Origin of the sequence: Pseudomonas azotoformans, from assembly GCF_900103345.1 — a bacterium.
GTDB lineage: Bacteria > Pseudomonadota > Gammaproteobacteria > Pseudomonadales > Pseudomonadaceae > Aquipseudomonas > Aquipseudomonas azotoformans.
Genome location: NZ_LT629702.1, coordinates 4,743,675 through 4,763,301 on the forward strand (window position 1 = coordinate 4,743,675; position 19,627 = coordinate 4,763,301).

Genomic DNA, 19,627 nt, shown 5'->3' on the forward strand with positions numbered 1-19,627 from the left:
CACGCGCTACATAAGCAAATGTTTCAGCGGATGTGGGCAAGGACGCCCTGAAGCTCATCAAGGGAGTTATATCCGATGACCAATTGCCCTTTGCCTTTCTTACCGTGGCGAATTTGCACCGCAGAGCCCAGGCGCTCGGCCAGGCGCTGCTCGAGACGGGCGATATCCGGATCAGGTTTGGCCGTTTCGACCGGTGCAGGTTTGCCGCTGAGCCATTGGCGAACCAGGGCCTCTGTCTGACGAACGGTGAGCCCCCGTGCGACAACGTGTCGCGCCCCTTCAACCTGTTGATTTTCCGGCAAACCGAGCAGTGCACGGGCGTGACCCATTTCCAAGTCGCCATGGGACAACATAGTCTTGATGACTTCCGGCAACGCGATCAGGCGCAGCAAGTTGGACACGGTCACGCGGGATTTACCCACCGCTTCGGCCACTTGTTGCTGGGTCAGCTGGAATTCCTGCTGCAAACGCTGCAGGGCGATGGCTTCTTCAATCGGGTTGAGGTCTTCGCGCTGGATGTTCTCGATCAACGCCATGGCGATGGCAGTTTCATCCGGCACATCGCGCACCATCGCCGGAATGGTTTCCTTGCCAGCCTGCTGGCTCGCGCGCCAACGGCGTTCACCGGCGATGATCTCAAAGCGGCCGCCACCGATCGGGCGTACCACGATCGGCTGCATCACGCCCTGGGCCTTGATCGAATTGGCCAGCTCTTCCAGCGCCTGGGGGTCCATGTCCCGGCGTGGCTGGTATTTGCCGCGCTGGATCAGGTCCAGCGGCAGGTGTTGCAGCTCGCGCTCGTCGGCCTGCACCGCTTGTTCTTCAAGCGATGTGACGGTCGGACCACTCAACAGTGCATCCAGTCCACGTCCGAGACCTCGTTTCTTGACGGCCATGGGGATTCCTTAAGTTGGCTGGGCTGCAGCGGTGCGTGAATTGCGGCGTTGGCGACGAACCATCTCGCCGGCCAGCGCCAGGTAGGCAATGGCACCACGGGATTGTTTGTCGTAGGCCAGGGCCGGCATGCCATAGCTCGGGGCTTCGGCCAAACGAATGTTGCGCGGGATCACCGTGTCGTACAGCTGGTCACCGAAGTGTTCCTTGAGCTGCGCCGACACATCGTTCATCAGGCTCAGGCGCGGATCGAACATGGTCCGCAGCAAGCCTTCGATCTGCAGGTTCGGGTTGAGCAATTCGGCGATGCGCTTGATGTTATCCACAAGGTCGCTCAGCCCTTCCAGTGCGTAGTACTCGCACTGCATGGGGATAATCACACCATCGGCGGCCACCAGCGCGTTCAGTGTCAACATCGACAGCGACGGCGGGCAGTCGATCAGAATGTAGTCGTAATTCTCGCGGATCGGCGCGAGGGCGCTGCGCAGACGGCTTTCTTTCATCTGCATTTCCAACAGTACCACTTCCGCCGCGGTCAAATCGCGGTTGGCCGGCAGCAGTTGGTAACCGCCGTGCTCGGAGTAGTGCATGGCCTGGGCCAGGTCGCACTCGCCGATCAGCAAGTCGTAGACCGAGTTTTCCAAGCCGTGTTTATCCACACCGCTACCCATGGTGGCGTTGCCCTGTGGATCGAGATCGATCAACAGCACCCGACGCTTGGTAGCGACCAGGGATGCTGCGAGGTTGATGCAGGTGGTGGTTTTGCCCACGCCACCTTTCTGGTTCGCTATCGCGAATACCTTAGCCATTCTTGCTTGTGTTCCCAATCATGCCGTGCGGCGCAGTATCAGCAGATGGCGTTGGCCTTGGCAACCGGGTACGGCCAAGGCGTGTTCGCTATCGAGGTGGAAGTCTGCCGGCAATGCTAACAGCTCATCGCTTGGATGGACGCCCTTCATTGCCAGCCAGCGGGTGTCGCGGTCGCCCAGGTGGCGCGTCCAGTTGCTGAAGTTCTCCATGCTGCTGAATGCCCGGGAAACAATTCCGTTGAAAGGCTGTTCTGGCGTGAAGGCTTCGACGCGACTGTGGATAACTTGCAGGTTATCCAGCTTGAGTTCGAGTTTGACCTGGGTCAGAAAGCGGGTTTTCTTGCCGTTGCTGTCCAGGCAGGTCACTTGCGACTCGGGAAACAGGATGGCCAGCGGAATGCCCGGCATACCGCCACCACTGCCCACGTCCAACCAGCGGCCGTTTTCGATGAATGGCATCACGCTCAAGCTGTCGAGCAAGTGACGGGACACCATTTCGTCGGGATCACGCACCGCGGTCAGGTTGTAAGCCTTGTTCCATTTGATCAACAGGGCCAGGTAGCCCAACAGCAATTCGTGCTGGGCCGGGGTCAGGTCGACGCCCAACTGGCGTGCACCTGTGGATAACTCTTCAGCGTGTTGCGAGGTGACCAACGAACTCAAGCGCTTTGCTCCAACTGACGGCCCGCGCCGCGTTTTTTCAAATGAATCATCAACAGCGAAATCGCTGCCGGGGTGACGCCGGGGATACGTGAAGCCTGGCCCAGGGTCTCTGGCCGAGTTATCCCCAGCTTGCTTTGGATTTCTTTCGACAGCCCGGAAATACCGGTGTAGTCGATATCCACAGGCAGCTTGGTGTCTTCACTGGCACGCAAGCGGGCGATTTCGTCCTGCTGGCGGTCAATGTAACCGGCGTATTTGGTCTTGATTTCAACCTGCTCGGCGACCTGTGGGTCTTCAGCGCCCTGCCCGGTCACTTCGACCAGACCAGCGTAGTCGATTTCCGGACGGGACAGCAGGTTCAGCAAGTTGTATTCGTGGGTCAGCGGCGTGCCGAATTTTTCGGCAATCGCATCGCCCTGCTCGGTGCCCGGGCGGACCCAGGTGCTTTTCAGGCGCTGCTCTTCCAGCGCGATGCTTTCGCGTTTTTTGCAGAAGGCTTCCCAGCGTGCGTCATCAACCAGGCCCAGTTCGCGACCTTTTTCGGTCAGGCGCAGGTCGGCGTTGTCTTCGCGCAGGATCAGCCGATATTCCGCCCGGGACGTGAACATCCGGTACGGTTCCTGGGTACCCAGGGTAATCAGGTCGTCAACCAATACACCGATGTACGCCTCATCGCGACGCGGGCACCAGCTGTCTTTACCTTGTGCACGCAATGCAGCGTTGGTTCCGGCCAGCAAACCTTGGGCACCGGCTTCTTCGTAACCGGTGGTGCCGTTGATTTGTCCGGCAAAGAACAAACCGCCGATCACTTTGGTTTCCAGGCTGTACTTCAGGTCACGCGGGTCGAAGTAGTCGTATTCGATGGCGTAGCCCGGGCGCACGATGTGCGCGTTTTCCATGCCGCGAATCGATTGCACGATCTGGATTTGCACGTCGAACGGCAGCGAAGTGGAAATCCCGTTCGGGTACAGCTCGTGAGTGGTCAGGCCTTCGGGCTCGATAAAGACCTGGTGGCTTTCCTTGTCGGCAAAGCGGTGGATCTTGTCTTCGATCGACGGGCAATACCGTGGGCCGATGCCTTCGATCACCCCGGAGTACATCGGCGAACGGTCGAGGTTCGCCGCAATGATTTCGTGGGTGCGGGCATTGGTATGGGTGATCCAGCAGCTCACCTGTTTCGGGTGCTGTTCCTTGGAGCCCATGAACGACATGACCGGGATGGGCGTATCGCCGGCTTGTTCGGTCATCACCGAGAAATCTACGGAACGCCCGTCGATACGCGGCGGGGTCCCGGTTTTCAGGCGGCCGACACGCAGCGGCAGTTCACGCAGACGTTTTGCCAGGGCAATCGACGGCGGATCACCGGCACGGCCACCGGAATAGTTCTGCATGCCGATGTGGATAAGTCCGCCGAGGAATGTACCGGTGGTCAACACCACGGATTCTGCGAAGAAACGCAGGCCCATTTGGGTGACAACACCGCGCACCTGGTCCTGTTCGACGATCAGGTCATCTGCTGCTTGTTGAAATATCCACAGGTTCGGCTGGTTTTCCAGGGTTTCGCGGACCGCGGCCTTGTACAGGATGCGGTCAGCTTGAGCCCGCGTAGCACGTACGGCCGGGCCTTTGCGGCTGTTGAGCACGCGAAACTGGATACCACCTTTATCAGTAGCCATGGCCATCACGCCGCCAAGGGCATCGATTTCCTTGACCAGATGGCTTTTGCCGATCCCACCAATGGCAGGGTTGCAACTCATGGCACCGAGGGTTTCCACGTTATGCGTCAGCAACAGGGTTTTTACGCCCATGCGTGCTGACGCCAGTGCTGCCTCGGTACCGGCATGACCGCCGCCGATGACGATCACTTCAAAACGGGAAGGGAAATCCACCACGCACCTCGTGCCTGCTTATGTAGGTAATCAGGAATTGATTGTTGAAAGAGTTTTAGAGCTTTGGCGGCAAGTATAGGGACTTAGCCCTTCCTAAAGAACCCTCTGCACAAAATTTAACCAGCTGTGGATGAATCACAGACAATAGAAATTAAAAGAGAGAAATTTATTAAATCTTTGTTTTTATGTTTATTTCTACTGAGCTGACTTTCTGTGGATAGATCTACACAGGCCTTTATTTACGGTGTGTACAGCGATTCAAAAGTCTGTGGTCATGTGCCAATGAGGCCCTTGGATAAGTGCTTTAAGCCTGTGGATTAAACAGGTGGTTATCCACAGATGGGTTTTTGCTCAGGTTTTAGGGCCTGTTATCAACTGGGCACAGGGGCGGTTATTCACAGAGCTTAATCCACAGAAATCAGTGAATTTGTCTGTATTCAGCCCACGACAACGCCAACCGAAACCTTCCACTCGGTGGTGAGCACAGCAAAAAGAGATCTGTTGTGAGAAAACGGCGGGGCAGTTAATAATAGCGATTATCATTAACCTACCTTGTCATGCCCTATGTCCTCTTCTTCACACACGGCTGCGGTCCAGCACATCTATGAGCAGCACCACTCCTGGCTGCACGGATGGCTCAAAGGGAAGTTGCATAACGCCTGTGATGCGGCCGATGTGGCGCACGATACGTTCGTACGCATCCTGGGCGGGCGCCATGCGGCACAGATCGTTGAGCCGCGTGACTACCTGGCGACCATCGCCAGGGGCCTGGTGATTGATCGTTACCGTCGACACGCGATCGAACAGGCCTACAAACAAACCCTGGCCGAACGGCCTGAAGCCATAACCATCAGTGAAGAAGACAAAGCCATCATCATCGAGACGTTGGTGGCTGTGGATAAAGCCTTGTCTGCACTCGGCGAGCGAGCGCGGCGAATATTCATGCTGTCCCAGGTCGAAGGGCTGACTTATCAACAGATTGCCGATCAGCTTCAGGTTTCACTGACCACGGTGAAGAAGCACATGATCCGAGCGTTGACTGAATGTGCGCTGATCATGGCCAGCCTGTGATGGCGGTGCCCGATCGCAAGACCTTCGAGGCCGCTGCCAGTTGGTACGTACAGTTTCAATCCCAGACACCCACCGCCGATGAGCGCCAAGCCTGGCAACGATGGCTCAACGGCGATCCGTCCCATCAGGCCGCGTGGAACCAGATGGAACTGTTGCAGCGCAGTCTCGGCGCCCTGCCTGCGGATTTCACCCGCCGCGCATTGTCGACCACACAGCAACGCCGCCAGGTGCTCAAGTGGATGTTGGTGCTGGGCGGCACCGGGTACCTGGGTTGGAATGTTCGGCAACACACGTCCCTGGGTAATGTGTGGGCCGATTATCGGACGGTCGTAGGTGAACGCCGGCGCATTGAATTGGCCGACGGCACGCGGATTGATCTGAATACCGGCACGGCGATTGATGTGCTGTTTGATGGGCGCCAGCGTTTGATCTGCCTGCGCGAAGGTGAGGTCCTTATCCACACCGGCAAGCGGGGCGTGCAGACGCCCTTTTATGTCGAAACCCGCCAAGGCCGCATCCAGGCATTGGGCACTCGGTTTACCGTGCGCCAGATGCATGACTCAACCCGCGTTGGCGTTCTGGAGGATCGGGTGAATGTGTCGCCAGGTGACCAGCCCAACCAGGCTCGGCTGCTCAGTGCGGGTGAAAGCGCAGACTTTGATCGCCAAATAGTGCAGCCAAACGCCGTTTACCGCACATCCCAGGCAGCCTGGGTCGATGGCCAACTGATCGTATTGGATGCACGCCTCGGTGATGTTGTCGAAGAACTCGCCCGCTATCGCCCAGGTGTCCTGCAATGCGACCGGGCCTCGGCACATCTGCGTGTTTCCGGGACTTTTCGCCTGGATTCCACCGATGCGGTGCTGGCCAATCTGCAGGCCACCCTGCCGATTCAAGTGAAATACTTCACTCGCTATTGGGTTTCGGTGAAGCGAATCGGCTGATCGAAAAAATATACGCACGCAGGGTTATCTTTTTTTTACCTGACACGGCCCTACAGGTAATCACGATGCCACCTTCAGGGCTTACCCACCTATGCGCGTTCCCACCAAGCTCCGCCAGCGACTTTCCTACCACGGTATGACATGCAGCCTGCTGCTCGGCACGGCCGCCACTGTCAGTGTGTTGTTATCCACAAGCGCCCTGGCCGCCAGCGTGGTGCAACACTACGTTATTGCGGCCGGCCCCCTGGATAACGCCTTGAGCCAATTTGCCGCCAAGGCGAATGTGATCCTGTCTTTTTCACCTCAGCAAACCACGCGTTTAAACACAGCTGGGCTGGAAGGTGATTACTCCGTGGACCAAGGTTTTGCGCTGTTGCTGCAAAACTCCGGTTTACAGGCGGTAGTCCAGGCGCCTGGCAGTTATGTCCTGCAGGCCGCTTCCATCGGCGAACTCACGCTCGCGCCCACCACAGTCAGCACTTATCAACAGGGCGGTTTCAATCAGGAGATTGCTGGGGATGTGGGCTACAAGGCGCAGAACAGCAGGGTCGGTACAAAGACCAGTACGCCGCTGTCGGAAACACCACGTTCGGTATCGGTCGTCACCGGCCAGCGCATCAAAGACCAGAAGTCCCAAACCCTGACCGAAGTGTTGGGCTACGTGCCCGGTATCTTTGCACCACCCTTTGCCGCCGGTGATGGGCTGGCGGGCGATCTGTTCTTCATTCGCGGTTTCAATGCCACGGATTACGGCTACGGCCTGCTGCGAGATGGCCTGCGCGTACAAGGTAATCGGTACGACACCACCAGTGAGCCCTATGGCCTGGAACGGGTTGAAATCTTCCGTGGTCCTTCTTCCCTGCTCTACGGCGAAAATGCGCCTGGCGGTCTGGTGAACCTGGTGAGCAAACACCCTACTGCGACGCCGCAAGGTGAAGTGCAGTTGGGTTATGGCTCGAATAATCGGCGTCAATTGGGTGTGGATATCTCCGGGCCGCTCAATGACAGCGGTAATATCCTTGGCCGGGTTGTGATGCTCGGTCGCAAATCCGATACGCAGACCGACCATGTGCCAGACGATCGCCTGTACATCGCGCCATCACTGACGCTGAATTTCGACGACTACAACACCCTCACCCTGTTGGCCAATTACCAGAAAGACCACACTAATCTGGAACTCGGCCTACCGGCTGCCGGCACCTTACTTACAAACCCAAATGGCAAGCTCTCCAAGCACACTATGCTCGGCGACCCGGATTGGAATACGTTTGAACGCGAAGCCTGGAGTACCGGTTACGAATTCAGCCACAGCTTCAACGACGACTGGCAGTTCCGTCAGAACTCGCGCTACATGCAGTCTCGCATCAACCGCCATGAAACCTGGCCCAGCGCGCTGAACAACCGCGGCTTCGGGACTCAGTTGAACATGACCGCTTATGACCGCTACAACAAGTCGATGGTCTATTCGCTGGATAACCAGCTGGAAGGCAAATTCCAGGTCGGCGGCCTGGAAAACACGCTGCTGTTCGGTGCCAGCTATGACCGCACCTCGTTCAATCAGGATTGGGACGCGGGGTTTGCCGGCACCATCAATGTGTATAACCCAGTGTACCTGCGTGACCCGCTGACGCCGGTGGCGGTGCAAAACACCCTGCTCGAACAGCAGATGAAAGGCGTTTATGCACAGATCCAGAGCAAGTACGACCACTGGCTGTTCCTGCTGGGCGGCCGTCAGGACTGGGTCGACAGCGATTTCCGCGACAAGGTCAACAAGGCCAGCAATACCGGCTCCGATGACCGCAAGTTCACCTACCAGGGCGGGGTGATGTACCAGTTCGACAACGGCCTGACGCCGTATGTCAGCTACTCCACTGCCTTTGTCCCCGTGCAGCAGATCTCCAACGCCGGCTCGCCCTTGAAACCGATCACCAGCAGCCAGTACGAAGTGGGCGTGAAGTACGAGCCGATCGGCTGGGATACGGCGATGACGGTGTCGGTGTATGACTTGCGCAAGGAAGACGACACTTACCTCGATGCCACCACCAATAGCTATCGCCAAGTGGGCGAAAGCCGGGCCAAGGGCGCTGAGGTAGAGGTCAACAGCAACCTCACGCCTAACCTCAATGTCACCGCAGCCTATACCTACACTGACGCGAGGATTACCAAGGATTCGGCGACCTCGTTGGTCGAGGGCCACCAGATGACCGGGGTTCCGCGTAACCAGGCCTCAGTGTGGGGCAAGTACCGCTTCCTCGATGGTCAACTCAAGGGCTTGTCCCTGGGCGGTGGTGTGCGTTATTTCGACAGTACCTTTTCCTACACCGCACCCACGCTTTACGGAAAGTTGGATGCAGGAAGCGTCACCTTGGTGGATGCAGCCGTTGGCTATCAGATCGACAAACACTGGTCTGTGGATGTAAATGCCAAGAACCTGTTCGACAAGGAATATGTATCTGGTTGCAACGATGCGGGCCGCTGCTATTGGGGTGACAGCCGTACCCTGCTCGGTACGGTGTCTTACAACTGGTAGGACGCTGTGGATAACTCGGTTATTTACCGATGCAGAAGCTGGAAAAGATCCGCCCCAACAAATCATCGGAGCTGAACGCGCCGGTGATTTCGCCTAACAGCTGCTGCGCCTGACGCAAATCTTCCGCCAGCAGCTCCCCAGCCCCCGCCAGGGTCAACTGCGCCCGCCCATGCTCCAACGCTGCGCTCGCATGGCGCAACGCCTCCAGGTGCCTGCGGCGCGCACTGAAGCTGCTTTCCGAGGTCTGCTCGTAGCCCATGCAGGCCTTGAGATGCTCGCGCAGCAGTTCCAGGCCTTCACCGGCCGACTTCGCACTCAGGCTGATCGTGACGTGGCCATCCGCGCTGGTTTCCAGCGCAATGGCTTCACCGGTCAAGTCAGCCTTGTTGCGAATCAGGGTGACCTTGGCCGGGTCCGGCCGGTGCTCGAGGAATTCCGGCCACAGGGCGAAAGGATCCACAGCCTCGGGCGCCGTAGCGTCCACCACCAGCAATACCCGATCCGCCTCGCCGATGGCTTTGAGCGCGCGCTCCACACCGATCTTTTCCACCTGGTCGTCGGTGTCGCGCAAACCCGCGGTGTCTACAACGTGCAGCGGCATGCCGTCGATGTGGATATGTTCGCGCAGGATGTCCCGTGTGGTGCCGGCAATCTCAGTGACGATGGCGGCTTCACGCCCCGCCAGGGCATTGAGCAAGCTGGATTTCCCCGCATTGGGCCGCCCCGCGATCACGACGGTCATGCCGTCTCTCAACAAAGCACCCTGCCCGGCTTCACGCAGCACTGTGGATAACTCATCGCGAACTTTATCCAGCATCGCCAATACGTGGCCATCGGCGAGAAAGTCGATTTCTTCTTCCGGAAAATCAATCGCCGCCTCGACGTAGATACGCAGGCTGATCAACTGCTCGGTCAAGTTATGCACACGCAGGGAGAACGCACCCTGCAGGGAGCGCAATGCATTACGTGCCGCTTGTGCAGAACTGGCTTCAATCAGGTCGGCAATTGCTTCGGCCTGGGCCAGATCGAGCTTGTCGTTCAAAAACGCCCGCTCGCTGAATTCACCTGGGCGCGCCAAGCGGCAACCCAATTGCAGGCAACGCTGCAGCAACATATCCAGCACAACCGGGCCACCGTGGCCCTGTAACTCCAGAACATCTTCGCCTGTGAATGAATTCGGTCCCGGGAAATAGATAGCCAAGCCTTCATCCAGCACACTGTCGTCAGCATCCAGGAACTGGCCGTAATGTGCGTAGCGTGGCTTCATTTCACGACCACTGATGGCCTTGGCCGCCACGCCCGCAAGCGGCCCCGAAATTCTAACGATGCCGACACCGCCGCGACCTTGAGCGGTAGCGACAGCAGCGATGGTTTCACGAGGAGCGCTCATCAACAGGTTCCAGACCAAAGTGACAGAAAGCAAAACGCCCCACTAGGGGGCGTCTTGAGTGGTTATCCACAGAGTAAGTTACGCAGAGGCTTTTGCGGTAGCCGCTTCGATCTTACGTGTGATGTACCACTGTTGAGAGATCGACAACACGTTGTTGACCACCCAGTACAGCACCAGACCAGCTGGGAACCACAGGAAGAAGAAGGTGAAGATGATTGGCATCATTTTCATCACTTTGGCCTGCATCGGATCCGGCGGAGTCGGGTTCAGGCGCTGCTGGATAAACATGGTCGCGCCCATGATGATCGGCAGGATAAAGAACGGGTCTTTGATCGACAGGTCAGTTATCCACAGGATGAACGGCGCCTGGCGCATTTCCACGCTTTCCAGGAGTACCCAGTACAGCGACAGGAACACCGGCATCTGCACCAGAATCGGCAAGCATCCACCCAGCGGGTTGATCTTCTCTTTCTTGTACAGCTCCATCATGGCCTGCGACATTTTCTGCCGGTCATCGCCATGTTGTTCTTTCAGCGCCGCCAGTTTCGGAGCCACGGCACGCATGCGCGCCATCGACTTGTAGCTGGCTGCCGACAGCGGGAAGAAGATCCCCTTGATCAGCATGGTCAGGAAGATGATCGAGAAGCCCCAGTTACCCACAATGCTGTGGATATGTTGCAGCAACCAGAAAATCGGCTGGGCGATGAACCACAGGAAGCCGTAATCCACAGTCAGCTCAAGACCTGGGGACAACTCCTTCAGCACAGCCTGGCTTTTCGGACCGGCGTACAGGATAGCGCTGGTTTCAGCCTTGGCACCGGGTGCGACGGTCAACGCCGGGCCGGTAAAGCCAATGATGTAGTTACCTTGGCTGTCCTTGCGGGTCTGGACCAGGTTGGCCTCACCCTTGTTCGGGATCCAGGCGGTCACGAAGTAGTGTTGCAACCAGGCAACCCAGCCACCTTGGACGGTTTCTTTCAGGGAGCCTTTGTCGATATCTTTCATCGACACTTTTTTGTACGGCTCGCTACTTGTCCACAGGGCGGCGCCCAGGTAAGTCGCGGTGCCGGTGGCAGTGCTGGAAGAAGGATCGGAGCTGGCATCACGCTTGAGTTGGGCAAACAGGTTGCCGCTCCACGGTTTGTCGCTTTCGTTGTCGATCAGATAAGTGACCTTCAAGTCGTACAAACCACGAGTGAAGCTGAAACGCTTGATGTAATTGACGCCGTCAAGGCTGAATTTCAGGTCGACGTTCAACTGGTTCTGGCCATCAGCCAGTTGATAAGTCTTCTGCTCGGTCGAGTAAATCGGACGACCGGTAGCGCGTGCATCCGGACCATTGGTGCCGGTCAGGCCGCTTTGCGCCAGATAAGTACGCTCACCACCGTTATCGAACAGCTGGAACGGAACATCCGGATGGTCTTGACGACGTGGATACAGCGGCAGTTTCAACTGCGCGATATCACCACCTTGTGGGTCGATAGCCAGGTCGAGCACATCCGTTTTGACGTGGATGAGGTCTTTGTTGGTGACCACTGGCGTTTCTAAAGGGGCGCTTGTCTCGCCATTCGCGCTGGGAACATCGGCACTCGCGGACGCATTGTTACCCAGCGGGGTGTCCGGAATAGCCGGCGCAGCCTGGTTGGTAGCAACATTCTGAGTCGGCAGGGCAGCCTGGCCATAGTCCTGGTTCCACTGAAGAACCATGACGTAGGACACGATTGCCAGGGCGACGATCAGGATCGTGCGTTTAATATCCATGATTACTCGGCCATCGAAGAAGAACGGGAGGTAGGGATAGGTGGAACCGGGTCATAACCACCGGCATTCCACGGATGACAGCGACCTAAACGACGAAAGGTCAGCCAGCCACCGCGCAGAAGACCATGGTTTTCTATGGCCTCTAACGCGTAGCAGGAACAACTGGGGTAGAAACGACAGTGGTTGGCCATCAGAGGACTAATGGCATAGCGATAAAACTGGATCGGAACGAGGGCCAGTTTACGCATCAAGGCTGTCTACCCCTACAGTTTCGGTGCTGACTGCTGGTGCTGGCTTGTGGGTACGCGCCAAACGTTTCCAGAGCTTGCCGAAATGCTGAATCAATTCGGGGTTTTCTACGTCCCCCAAGCCTTTGCGCGCGACGATAACAATATCCCAACCAACCAGAGTGTCCTGGTGGAGGCGAAACGATTCGCGCATCAGACGCTTGAGGCGATTGCGCTCAACGGAGAGCTTTACGCTCTTCTTGCCGATCACCAACCCGAGTCGGGGGTGATCAAGATCGTTGTTACGCGCAAGGAGCAGGAGATTTTTCCCCGGAACCTTGCCGGTGGGGGAGTCAAAGACTGCCTTGAAATGCCGGGGGGTTAGCAGACGCTTTTCCCGACTGAAGTCCTGACTCACCACCAGTACCGGATTATCAAACTGCCAGACGCGCACGACCTTTGGCGCGACGACGCGACAGGACAGCACGGCCGTTCTTGGTAGCCATGCGAGCACGGAAGCCGTGGGTGCGGGCGCGTTTGATGGTGCTTGGTTGGAAAGTACGTTTCATGGCGTTGTTACCTGGTTCGTCCACAACGGGCCGGAATGGCCCCCGTTTTAAGAGACCGGCGATTCTAGTGAAAGCAAGCCTCTAGGTCAATTTCCAACCAGCTTTTCCTTTAATTAGATCTCCACCGGCCATTGGCTCTTTTCTGTCCGCTTGGCTTCCAAGGCTGATGGGATAGATATAAAAATAAAGAAGGAAGTTATTTAAAGCTTTTCTGTAAAGCTTATAAAAGCTAGGTAGGCATTCATCTGTGGATAACTGCCTTTAAGCCATATTCCACCTGATGTACAGAGAATGACAACACGGGGGAGAAACGGTGCTCTGCCTGTGCTGCGCTGTCGGATAAGCTGTGTGTGGAATGGGTTGTTATCCACAGGCCGGTTACCCACAGACTTTCCCCCCCACTTGTGCAACGACCTCAGGCACGGTTATCCACAGAGCTTATGCACAGACCATTGGTCGCCTTTATTTCAGTTAACACGTTGATTTTGGCCGGCCTGTGATCAAGCTACATGTGGATAAGTGGACGGCGCGCCGCTACAATGGCGGCTGTTTTTGCCTCACCGGCTTTCAACTTAGGGGATATCCGTGTCAGTGGAACTTTGGCAGCAGTGCGTGGAGCTTTTGCGCGATGAGCTGCCTGCCCAGCAATTCAACACCTGGATCCGTCCGCTACAGGTCGAAGCCGAAGGCGACGAGTTGCGTGTCTACGCGCCCAATCGTTTTGTTCTCGACTGGGTCAACGAGAAGTACCTGAGCCGTGTTCTCGAATTGCTCGATGAACATGGCAACGGCCTCGCGCCCGTGCTCTCCTTGTTAATAGGCAGCAAACGCAGCTCTGCACCTCGCGCTGCGCCTAATGCGCCATTGGCCGCTGCGGCGTCGCAAGCTCAGGCAGCCGCTACACCGGCTGCCAGTGCGCCTGCTCCTGCACCGGCTTCATCCAAATCGTCTGCGCAAAAAAGTGCGCCAGAGAATGAAGAGCCGTCCCGCGACAGCTTTGACCCGATGGCAGGTGCCGCTTCCCAGCAAGCCCCGGTCCGCACCGAACAGCGCACTGTCCAGGTCGAAGGCGCGCTCAAGCACACCAGCTACCTGAACCGTACGTTTACCTTCGAGAACTTTGTCGAAGGTAAATCCAACCAGTTGGCTCGCGCAGCCGCCTGGCAGGTCGCCGACAACCCCAAGCATGGTTACAACCCGCTGTTCCTTTATGGTGGCGTTGGCTTGGGTAAGACCCACTTGATGCACGCTGTGGGTAACCACCTATTAAAGAAGAACCCGAATGCGAAGGTCGTGTACCTGCACTCGGAGCGCTTCGTGGCTGACATGGTCAAGGCCTTGCAGCTCAACGCGATCAACGAGTTCAAGCGGTTCTACCGCTCGGTTGATGCGTTGCTGATCGATGACATTCAATTCTTTGCCCGCAAAGAGCGTTCCCAGGAAGAGTTTTTCCACACCTTCAACGCCCTGCTCGAAGGCGGTCAGCAGGTCATCTTGACCAGTGACCGCTATCCGAAAGAAATCGAAGGCCTGGAAGAACGCCTGAAATCGCGCTTCGGCTGGGGCCTGACCGTTGCGGTAGAGCCGCCGGAGCTGGAAACCCGCGTCGCGATCCTGATGAAAAAGGCCGACCAGGCCAAAGTCGACCTGCCACACGATGCCGCCTTCTTTATTGCTCAACGCATTCGCTCCAACGTGCGTGAGCTCGAAGGTGCACTCAAGCGGGTTATCGCGCACTCGCACTTCATGGGCCGCGATATCACCATCGAGTTGATTCGCGAATCCCTCAAAGACTTGTTGGCGCTTCAGGACAAACTGGTGAGTGTGGATAACATCCAGCGCACCGTGGCCGAGTACTACAAGATCAAGATTTCCGACCTGTTGTCCAAGCGCCGTTCGCGCTCGGTGGCACGTCCCCGTCAGGTGGCGATGGCCCTCTCCAAGGAGTTGACCAACCACAGCCTGCCGGAAATCGGTGATGTGTTTGGTGGACGCGACCACACCACGGTCTTGCACGCATGCCGCAAGATCAACGAACTTAAGGAATCCGACGCGGATATTCGCGAGGACTACAAGAACCTGCTGCGTACACTGACCACTTGATGACGCCAGCGCAGCTTACTAAGGCAAGGGACTAGACCATGCATTTCACCATTCAACGCGAAGCCCTGTTGAAACCCCTGCAACTGGTCGCAGGCGTCGTCGAGCGCCGACAGACCTTGCCGGTGCTCTCTAACGTATTGCTGGTTGTCGAAGGCCAGCAGTTGTCCTTGACCGGTACCGACCTGGAAGTCGAGCTGGTTGGCCGCGTGCAGCTGGAAGAGCCCGCCGAGCCTGGCGAGATCACCGTGCCGGCGCGCAAGCTGATGGACATCTGCAAAAGCCTGCCGAACGACGCGCTGATCGACATCAAGGTTGATGAAGCGAAGTTGGTCGTCAAGGCCGGCCGCAGTCGCTTCACCCTGTCCACGTTGCCAGCCAATGATTTCCCGACGGTTGAAGAAGGCCCGGGTTCGCTGACCTGTAGCCTGGATCAGAGCAAGCTGCGTCGCTTGATCGAGCGCACCAGCTTCGCCATGGCCCAGCAGGACGTACGCTACTACCTCAACGGCATGCTGCTGGAAGTGTCGGAAGGCATCATCCGCGCCGTCGCTACCGACGGTCACCGTCTGGCAATGTGTTCGATGCGTGCCGATATCGGCCAACCGGATCGTCACCAGGTGATCGTGCCGCGCAAAGGTATCCTTGAGCTGGCGCGTCTGCTCACCGAGCCGGAAGGCAACGTCAGCATCGTCTTGGGTCAACACCATATTCGCGCCACCACCGGTGAGTTCACCTTCACTTCCAAGCTGGTTGACGGCAAGTTCCCGGATTACGAGCGCGTGTTGCCTAAAGGTGGTGACAAACTCGTACTGGGTGATCGCCAAGCGCTGCGTGAAGCGTTCAGCCGTACCGCGATTCTGTCCAACGAAAAGTACCGTGGTATCCGCCTGCAACTGGCCAACGGTCAGTTGAAAATCCAGGCCAACAACCCGGAACAGGAAGAAGCGGAAGAAGAAGTGGGCGTCGACTACAACGGCGGCTCCCTGGAAATCGGCTTCAACGTGAGCTACCTGTTGGATGTACTGGGCGTGATGACCACCGAGCAGGTTCGCTTGATCCTGTCGGACTCCAACAGCAGCGCCCTGGTGCAGGAATCCGACAACGACGACTCGGCTTACGTTGTCATGCCGATGCGCCTGTAACCATGCTCAGCAGAAGCTAGATGTCCCTCAGTCGCGTCTCGGTCACCGCGGTGCGCAATCTGCACCCGGTGACCTTCTCCCCCTCTCCCCGCATCAATATCCTCCACGGCGCCAACGGCAGTGGCAAAACCAGCGTGCTGGAAGCCATACATCTGTTGGGGCTTGCCCGTTCCTTTCGCAGCGCTCGGCTGTTACCCGTCATCCAGTACGAGCAATTGGCGTGCACGGTGTTTGGCCAGGTCGAACTGGCTGAAGGTGGGCATAGCAGCCTGGGCATATCCCGAGATCGCGGTGGAGAGTTCCAGATTCGCATTGACGGGCAAAATGCTCGCAGTGCCGCGCAGCTGGCGGAAATTCTGCCGCTGCAATTGATCAACCCCGACAGCTTTCGTTTGTTGGAAGGTGCACCCAAAATCCGCAGGCAATTCCTCGATTGGGGAGTGTTCCACGTGGAACCACGTTTCATGGCCACGTGGCAGCGCTTGCAGAAGGCCCTGCGGCAGCGGAACTCGTGGCTGCGGCATGGTACACTTGACGCCGCTTCGCAAGCGGCCTGGGACCGGGAACTGTGCCTGGCCAGCGACGAAATAGATGAATACCGCCGTGCCTATATCAAAGCCTTGAAACCAGTCTTTGAGCAGACCTTGAGCGAGTTGTTGGATCTCGAAGGTCTGTCGCTGAGTTACTACCGTGGTTGGGACAAAGAACGTGAGCTGAGTGCAGTGCTCGCGACGTCCCTGCAGCGGGATCAGCAAATTGGCCATACCCAGGCCGGACCACAACGGGCTGATTTGCGCCTTAGATTAGGCGCTCACAATGCTGCGGACATCTTGTCCCGTGGCCAGCAGAAGTTGGTGGTGTGCGCGTTACGTATCGCTCAGGGCCATTTGGTTAGCCAGGCTCGACGCGGTCAGTGTATTTATCTGGTGGATGACTTGCCGTCGGAGCTCGACGAGCAGCACCGCCGAGCGCTATGCCGTTTGTTGGAAGAATTACGCTGCCAGGTGTTTATCACTTGTGTAGACCACGAATTATTGAGGGAAGGCTGGCAGACGGAAACGCCGGTCGCTTTGTTCCACGTGGAACAAGGCCGTATCACCCAGACCCACGACCATCGGGAGTGAAGGCATGAGCGAAGAAAACACGTACGACTCGACCAGCATTAAAGTGCTGAAAGGTTTGGATGCCGTACGCAAACGTCCCGGTATGTACATTGGCGACACTGATGACGGAAGCGGTCTGCACCACATGGTGTTCGAGGTGGTCGACAACTCCATCGACGAAGCCCTGGCCGGTCACTGCGACGACATCAGCATCATCATCCACCCGGATGAGTCGATTACCGTGCGCGACAACGGTCGCGGTATTCCGGTAGACGTGCACAAAGAAGAAGGCGTTTCGGCGGCAGAGGTCATCATGACCGTGCTCCACGCCGGCGGTAAGTTCGACGACAACTCCTATAAAGTCTCCGGTGGTTTGCACGGTGTAGGCGTTTCGGTAGTGAACGCACTGTCCGAAGAGCTGATCCTGACTGTACGCCGTAGCGGCAAGATCTGGGAACAGACCTACGTACACGGTGTTCCGCAAGAACCGATGAAAATTGTCGGCGACAGTGAAACCACCGGAACCCAGATCCACTTCAAGCCATCGGCTGAAACCTTCAAGAATATCCACTTCAGCTGGGACATCCTGGCCAAGCGTATTCGTGAACTGTCGTTCCTTAACTCCGGCGTGGGTATCGTCCTCAAGGACGAGCGCAGCGGCAAGGAAGAGCTGTTCAAGTACGAAGGCGGCTTGCGTGCGTTCGTTGAATACCTGAACACCAACAAGACTGCGGTCAACCAGGTGTTCCACTTCAACATCCAGCGTGAAGACGGCATCGGCGTGGAAATCGCCCTGCAGTGGAACGACAGCTTCAACGAGAACCTGTTGTGCTTCACCAACAACATTCCTCAGCGCGACGGCGGTACTCACTTGGTGGGTTTCCGTTCCGCACTGACGCGTAACCTGAACACCTACATCGAAGCCGAAGGTTTGGCCAAGAAGCATAAAGTCGCCACTACCGGTGACGATGCGCGCGAAGGCCTGACTGCGATTATCTCGGTGAAAGTGCCGGATCCGAAGTTCAGCTCCCAGACCAAAGACAAGCTGGTGTCTTCCGAAGTGAAGACCGCAGTGGAACAGGAGATGGGCAAATACTTCTCCGACTTCCTGCTGGAAAACCCGAACGAAGCCAAGCTGGTTGTCGGCAAGATGATCGACGCTGCACGTGCCCGTGAAGCGGCGCGTAAAGCCCGTGAGATGACCCGTCGTAAAGGCGCGCTGGATATCGCTGGCCTGCCGGGAAAACTGGCTGACTGCCAGGAGAAGGACCCTGCCCTCTCCGAACTGTATCTGGTGGAAGGTGACTCTGCTGGCGGTTCCGCCAAGCAGGGCCGTAACCGTCGCACCCAGGCCATCCTGCCGTTGAAGGGTAAGATCCTCAACGTCGAGAAAGCGCGCTTCGACAAGATGATTTCCTCCCAGGAAGTCGGCACCTTGATCACAGCTTTGGGCTGCGGTATCGGTCGTGACGAGTACAACATCGACAAGCTGCGCTACCACAACATCATCATCATGACCGATGCTGACGTCGACGGTTCGCACATCCGTACCTTGCTGCTGACCTTCTTCTTCCGTCAGCTGCCGGAGCTGATCGAGCGTGGCTACATCTACATCGCGCAGCCGCCGTTGTACAAAGTCAAAAAAGGCAAGCAAGAGCAATACATCAAAGACGACGACGCCATGGAAGAGTACATGACTCAGTCGGCCCTGGAAGATGCCAGCCTGCACTTGAACGACGAAGCACCGGGTATCTCCGGTGAATCGCTGGAGCGTCTGGTTAACGACTTCCGCATGGTGATGAAGACTCTTAAGCGTCTGTCGCGCCTGTACCCGCAGGAGTTGACCGAGCACTTTATCTACCTGCCAGCCGTAAGCCTGGAGCAACTGGGCGACCACGCGCACATGCAGGATTGGCTGGCCCAGTATGAAGTGCGCCTGCGTACCGTCGAGAAGTCCGGCCTGGTGTACAAAGCCAGCCTGCGTGAAGATCGTGAACGAAACGTATGGCTGCCAGAGGTCGAGCTGATCTCCCACGGCCTGTCGAACTACGTCACCTTCAACCGTGATTTCTTCGGCAGCAATGACTACAAGACCGTGGTCACCCTGGGCGCTCAATTGAGCACCCTGTTGGACGACGGCGCTTATATTCAGCGTGGCGAACGCAAGAAGCAGGTCAAGGAGTTCAAGGAAGCCCTCGACTGGCTGATGGCTGAAAGCACCAAGCGCCATACCATCCAACGCTACAAAGGTCTGGGCGAAATGAACCCGGATCAACTGTGGGAAACCACCATGGACCCGGCTCAGCGTCGCATGCTGCGCGTGACCATCGAAGACGCCATTGGCGCGGACCAGATCTTCAACACCCTGATGGGTGATGCGGTCGAGCCTCGTCGTGACTTCATTGAGAGCAATGCACTGGCGGTTTCTAACCTGGACTTCTGATCTCGGTAAGCCCGTCGTACTAAAAAGGCCAACGTTTAGACGTTGGCCTTTTTTATTGGGTAAAAATCACTGGTTTTGAAATGCTCCAC

The 19,627-nt window shown here is 57.2% G+C and carries 16 protein-coding genes; 7 read left to right on the top strand and 9 right to left on the bottom strand.

All coding sequences use genetic code 11. The features are described from left to right. Positions 1 to 23 precede the first annotated feature (23 nt). The 4 genes from BLR69_RS21595 to mnmG are packed head-to-tail and all read right to left on the bottom strand — an operon-like array spanning position 24 to position 4,255. Complete coding sequence (locus tag BLR69_RS21595; RefSeq protein WP_016970690.1) at positions 24 to 896, bottom strand: ParB/RepB/Spo0J family partition protein; 873 nt, start codon at positions 894 to 896, stop codon at positions 24 to 26. A gap of 9 nt (positions 897 to 905) precedes the next feature. Beyond that, positions 906 to 1,703 carry a ParA family protein gene (locus BLR69_RS21600; RefSeq protein ID WP_010207696.1) on the bottom strand — a complete coding sequence of 266 codons (798 nt, stop codon included), beginning with the start codon at positions 1,701 to 1,703 and terminating at the stop codon, positions 906 to 908. An 18-nt stretch (positions 1,704 to 1,721) separates the two neighbouring features. After that, positions 1,722 to 2,366, bottom strand: coding sequence for a 16S rRNA (guanine(527)-N(7))-methyltransferase RsmG (rsmG, locus tag BLR69_RS21605; protein ID WP_071494728.1), 645 nt, complete (start codon positions 2,364 to 2,366; stop codon positions 1,722 to 1,724). Then, on the bottom strand, positions 2,363 to 4,255 hold the full coding sequence (gene mnmG / locus BLR69_RS21610) for a tRNA uridine-5-carboxymethylaminomethyl(34) synthesis enzyme MnmG (RefSeq protein ID WP_071494818.1): 1,893 nt from the start codon (positions 4,253 to 4,255) through the stop codon (positions 2,363 to 2,365). The genes rsmG and mnmG overlap by 4 nt, the downstream gene beginning before the upstream one ends. A gap of 564 nt (positions 4,256 to 4,819) precedes the next feature. Here mnmG and BLR69_RS21615 point away from each other — a divergent pair. The 3 genes from BLR69_RS21615 to BLR69_RS21625 all read left to right on the top strand — a co-directional run bounded on the left by BLR69_RS21615 (position 4,820) and on the right by BLR69_RS21625 (position 8,800). Further along, entirely contained in the window at positions 4,820 to 5,326 is a 507-nt protein-coding gene (locus tag BLR69_RS21615; RefSeq protein WP_071494729.1) for a sigma-70 family RNA polymerase sigma factor, read from the top strand. Further along, the gene (locus BLR69_RS21620; protein ID WP_071494730.1) at positions 5,326 to 6,270 is read left to right on the top strand and encodes a FecR domain-containing protein; all 945 of its coding nucleotides are present in this window, start codon (positions 5,326 to 5,328) and stop codon (positions 6,268 to 6,270) included. Before BLR69_RS21615 ends, BLR69_RS21620 begins: the two co-directional genes overlap by 1 nt. A 91-nt stretch (positions 6,271 to 6,361) precedes the next feature. Continuing rightward, positions 6,362 to 8,800 carry a TonB-dependent siderophore receptor gene (locus BLR69_RS21625; protein WP_071494731.1) on the top strand — a complete coding sequence of 813 codons (2,439 nt, stop codon included), beginning with the start codon at positions 6,362 to 6,364 and terminating at the stop codon, positions 8,798 to 8,800. Between the two features lie 19 nt (positions 8,801 to 8,819). Here the strand turns inward: BLR69_RS21625 and mnmE are convergent, their stop codons facing one another. The 5 genes from mnmE to rpmH form a co-directional block, all read right to left on the bottom strand. Then, a complete protein-coding gene (gene mnmE, locus BLR69_RS21630; protein WP_071494732.1) occupies positions 8,820 to 10,190 on the bottom strand; it encodes a tRNA uridine-5-carboxymethylaminomethyl(34) synthesis GTPase MnmE in 1,371 nt (456 codons plus the stop codon). 78 nt (positions 10,191 to 10,268) lie between these two features. Then, the gene (gene yidC / locus BLR69_RS21635; RefSeq protein ID WP_071490889.1) at positions 10,269 to 11,951 is read right to left on the bottom strand and encodes a membrane protein insertase YidC; all 1,683 of its coding nucleotides are present in this window, start codon (positions 11,949 to 11,951) and stop codon (positions 10,269 to 10,271) included. A gap of 2 nt (positions 11,952 to 11,953) precedes the next feature. Further along, a complete protein-coding gene (gene yidD / locus BLR69_RS21640; protein ID WP_076955233.1) occupies positions 11,954 to 12,199 on the bottom strand; it encodes a membrane protein insertion efficiency factor YidD in 246 nt (81 codons plus the stop codon). Then, complete coding sequence (gene rnpA / locus BLR69_RS21645; protein WP_020302575.1) at positions 12,192 to 12,599, bottom strand: ribonuclease P protein component; 408 nt, start codon at positions 12,597 to 12,599, stop codon at positions 12,192 to 12,194. The genes yidD and rnpA overlap by 8 nt, the downstream gene beginning before the upstream one ends. 13 nt (positions 12,600 to 12,612) lie before the next feature. Further along, positions 12,613 to 12,747 (bottom strand): 50S ribosomal protein L34, encoded by a 135-nt coding sequence (gene rpmH, locus BLR69_RS21650; protein ID WP_003213577.1) that lies wholly within the window; start codon positions 12,745 to 12,747, stop codon positions 12,613 to 12,615. A 585-nt stretch (positions 12,748 to 13,332) separates the two neighbouring features. Between rpmH and dnaA the strand changes: the two genes are divergently transcribed. The 4 genes from dnaA to gyrB are packed head-to-tail and all read left to right on the top strand — an operon-like array spanning position 13,333 to position 19,538. Next, positions 13,333 to 14,850, top strand: a complete 1,518-nt coding sequence (gene dnaA, locus BLR69_RS21655) for a chromosomal replication initiator protein DnaA (RefSeq protein WP_071494733.1) — start codon at positions 13,333 to 13,335, stop codon at positions 14,848 to 14,850. 38 nt (positions 14,851 to 14,888) lie between these two features. Further along, complete coding sequence (gene dnaN, locus BLR69_RS21660; RefSeq protein WP_058424368.1) at positions 14,889 to 15,992, top strand: DNA polymerase III subunit beta; 1,104 nt, start codon at positions 14,889 to 14,891, stop codon at positions 15,990 to 15,992. A gap of 20 nt (positions 15,993 to 16,012) precedes the next feature. Continuing rightward, positions 16,013 to 17,116: a DNA replication/repair protein RecF gene (recF, locus tag BLR69_RS21665; RefSeq protein ID WP_071494734.1), complete on the top strand. Its 1,104-nt coding sequence runs from the start codon at positions 16,013 to 16,015 to the stop codon at positions 17,114 to 17,116. A gap of 4 nt (positions 17,117 to 17,120) precedes the next feature. After that, positions 17,121 to 19,538 carry a DNA topoisomerase (ATP-hydrolyzing) subunit B gene (gene gyrB, locus BLR69_RS21670; RefSeq protein WP_071494735.1) on the top strand — a complete coding sequence of 806 codons (2,418 nt, stop codon included), beginning with the start codon at positions 17,121 to 17,123 and terminating at the stop codon, positions 19,536 to 19,538. Positions 19,539 to 19,627 lie beyond the last annotated feature (89 nt).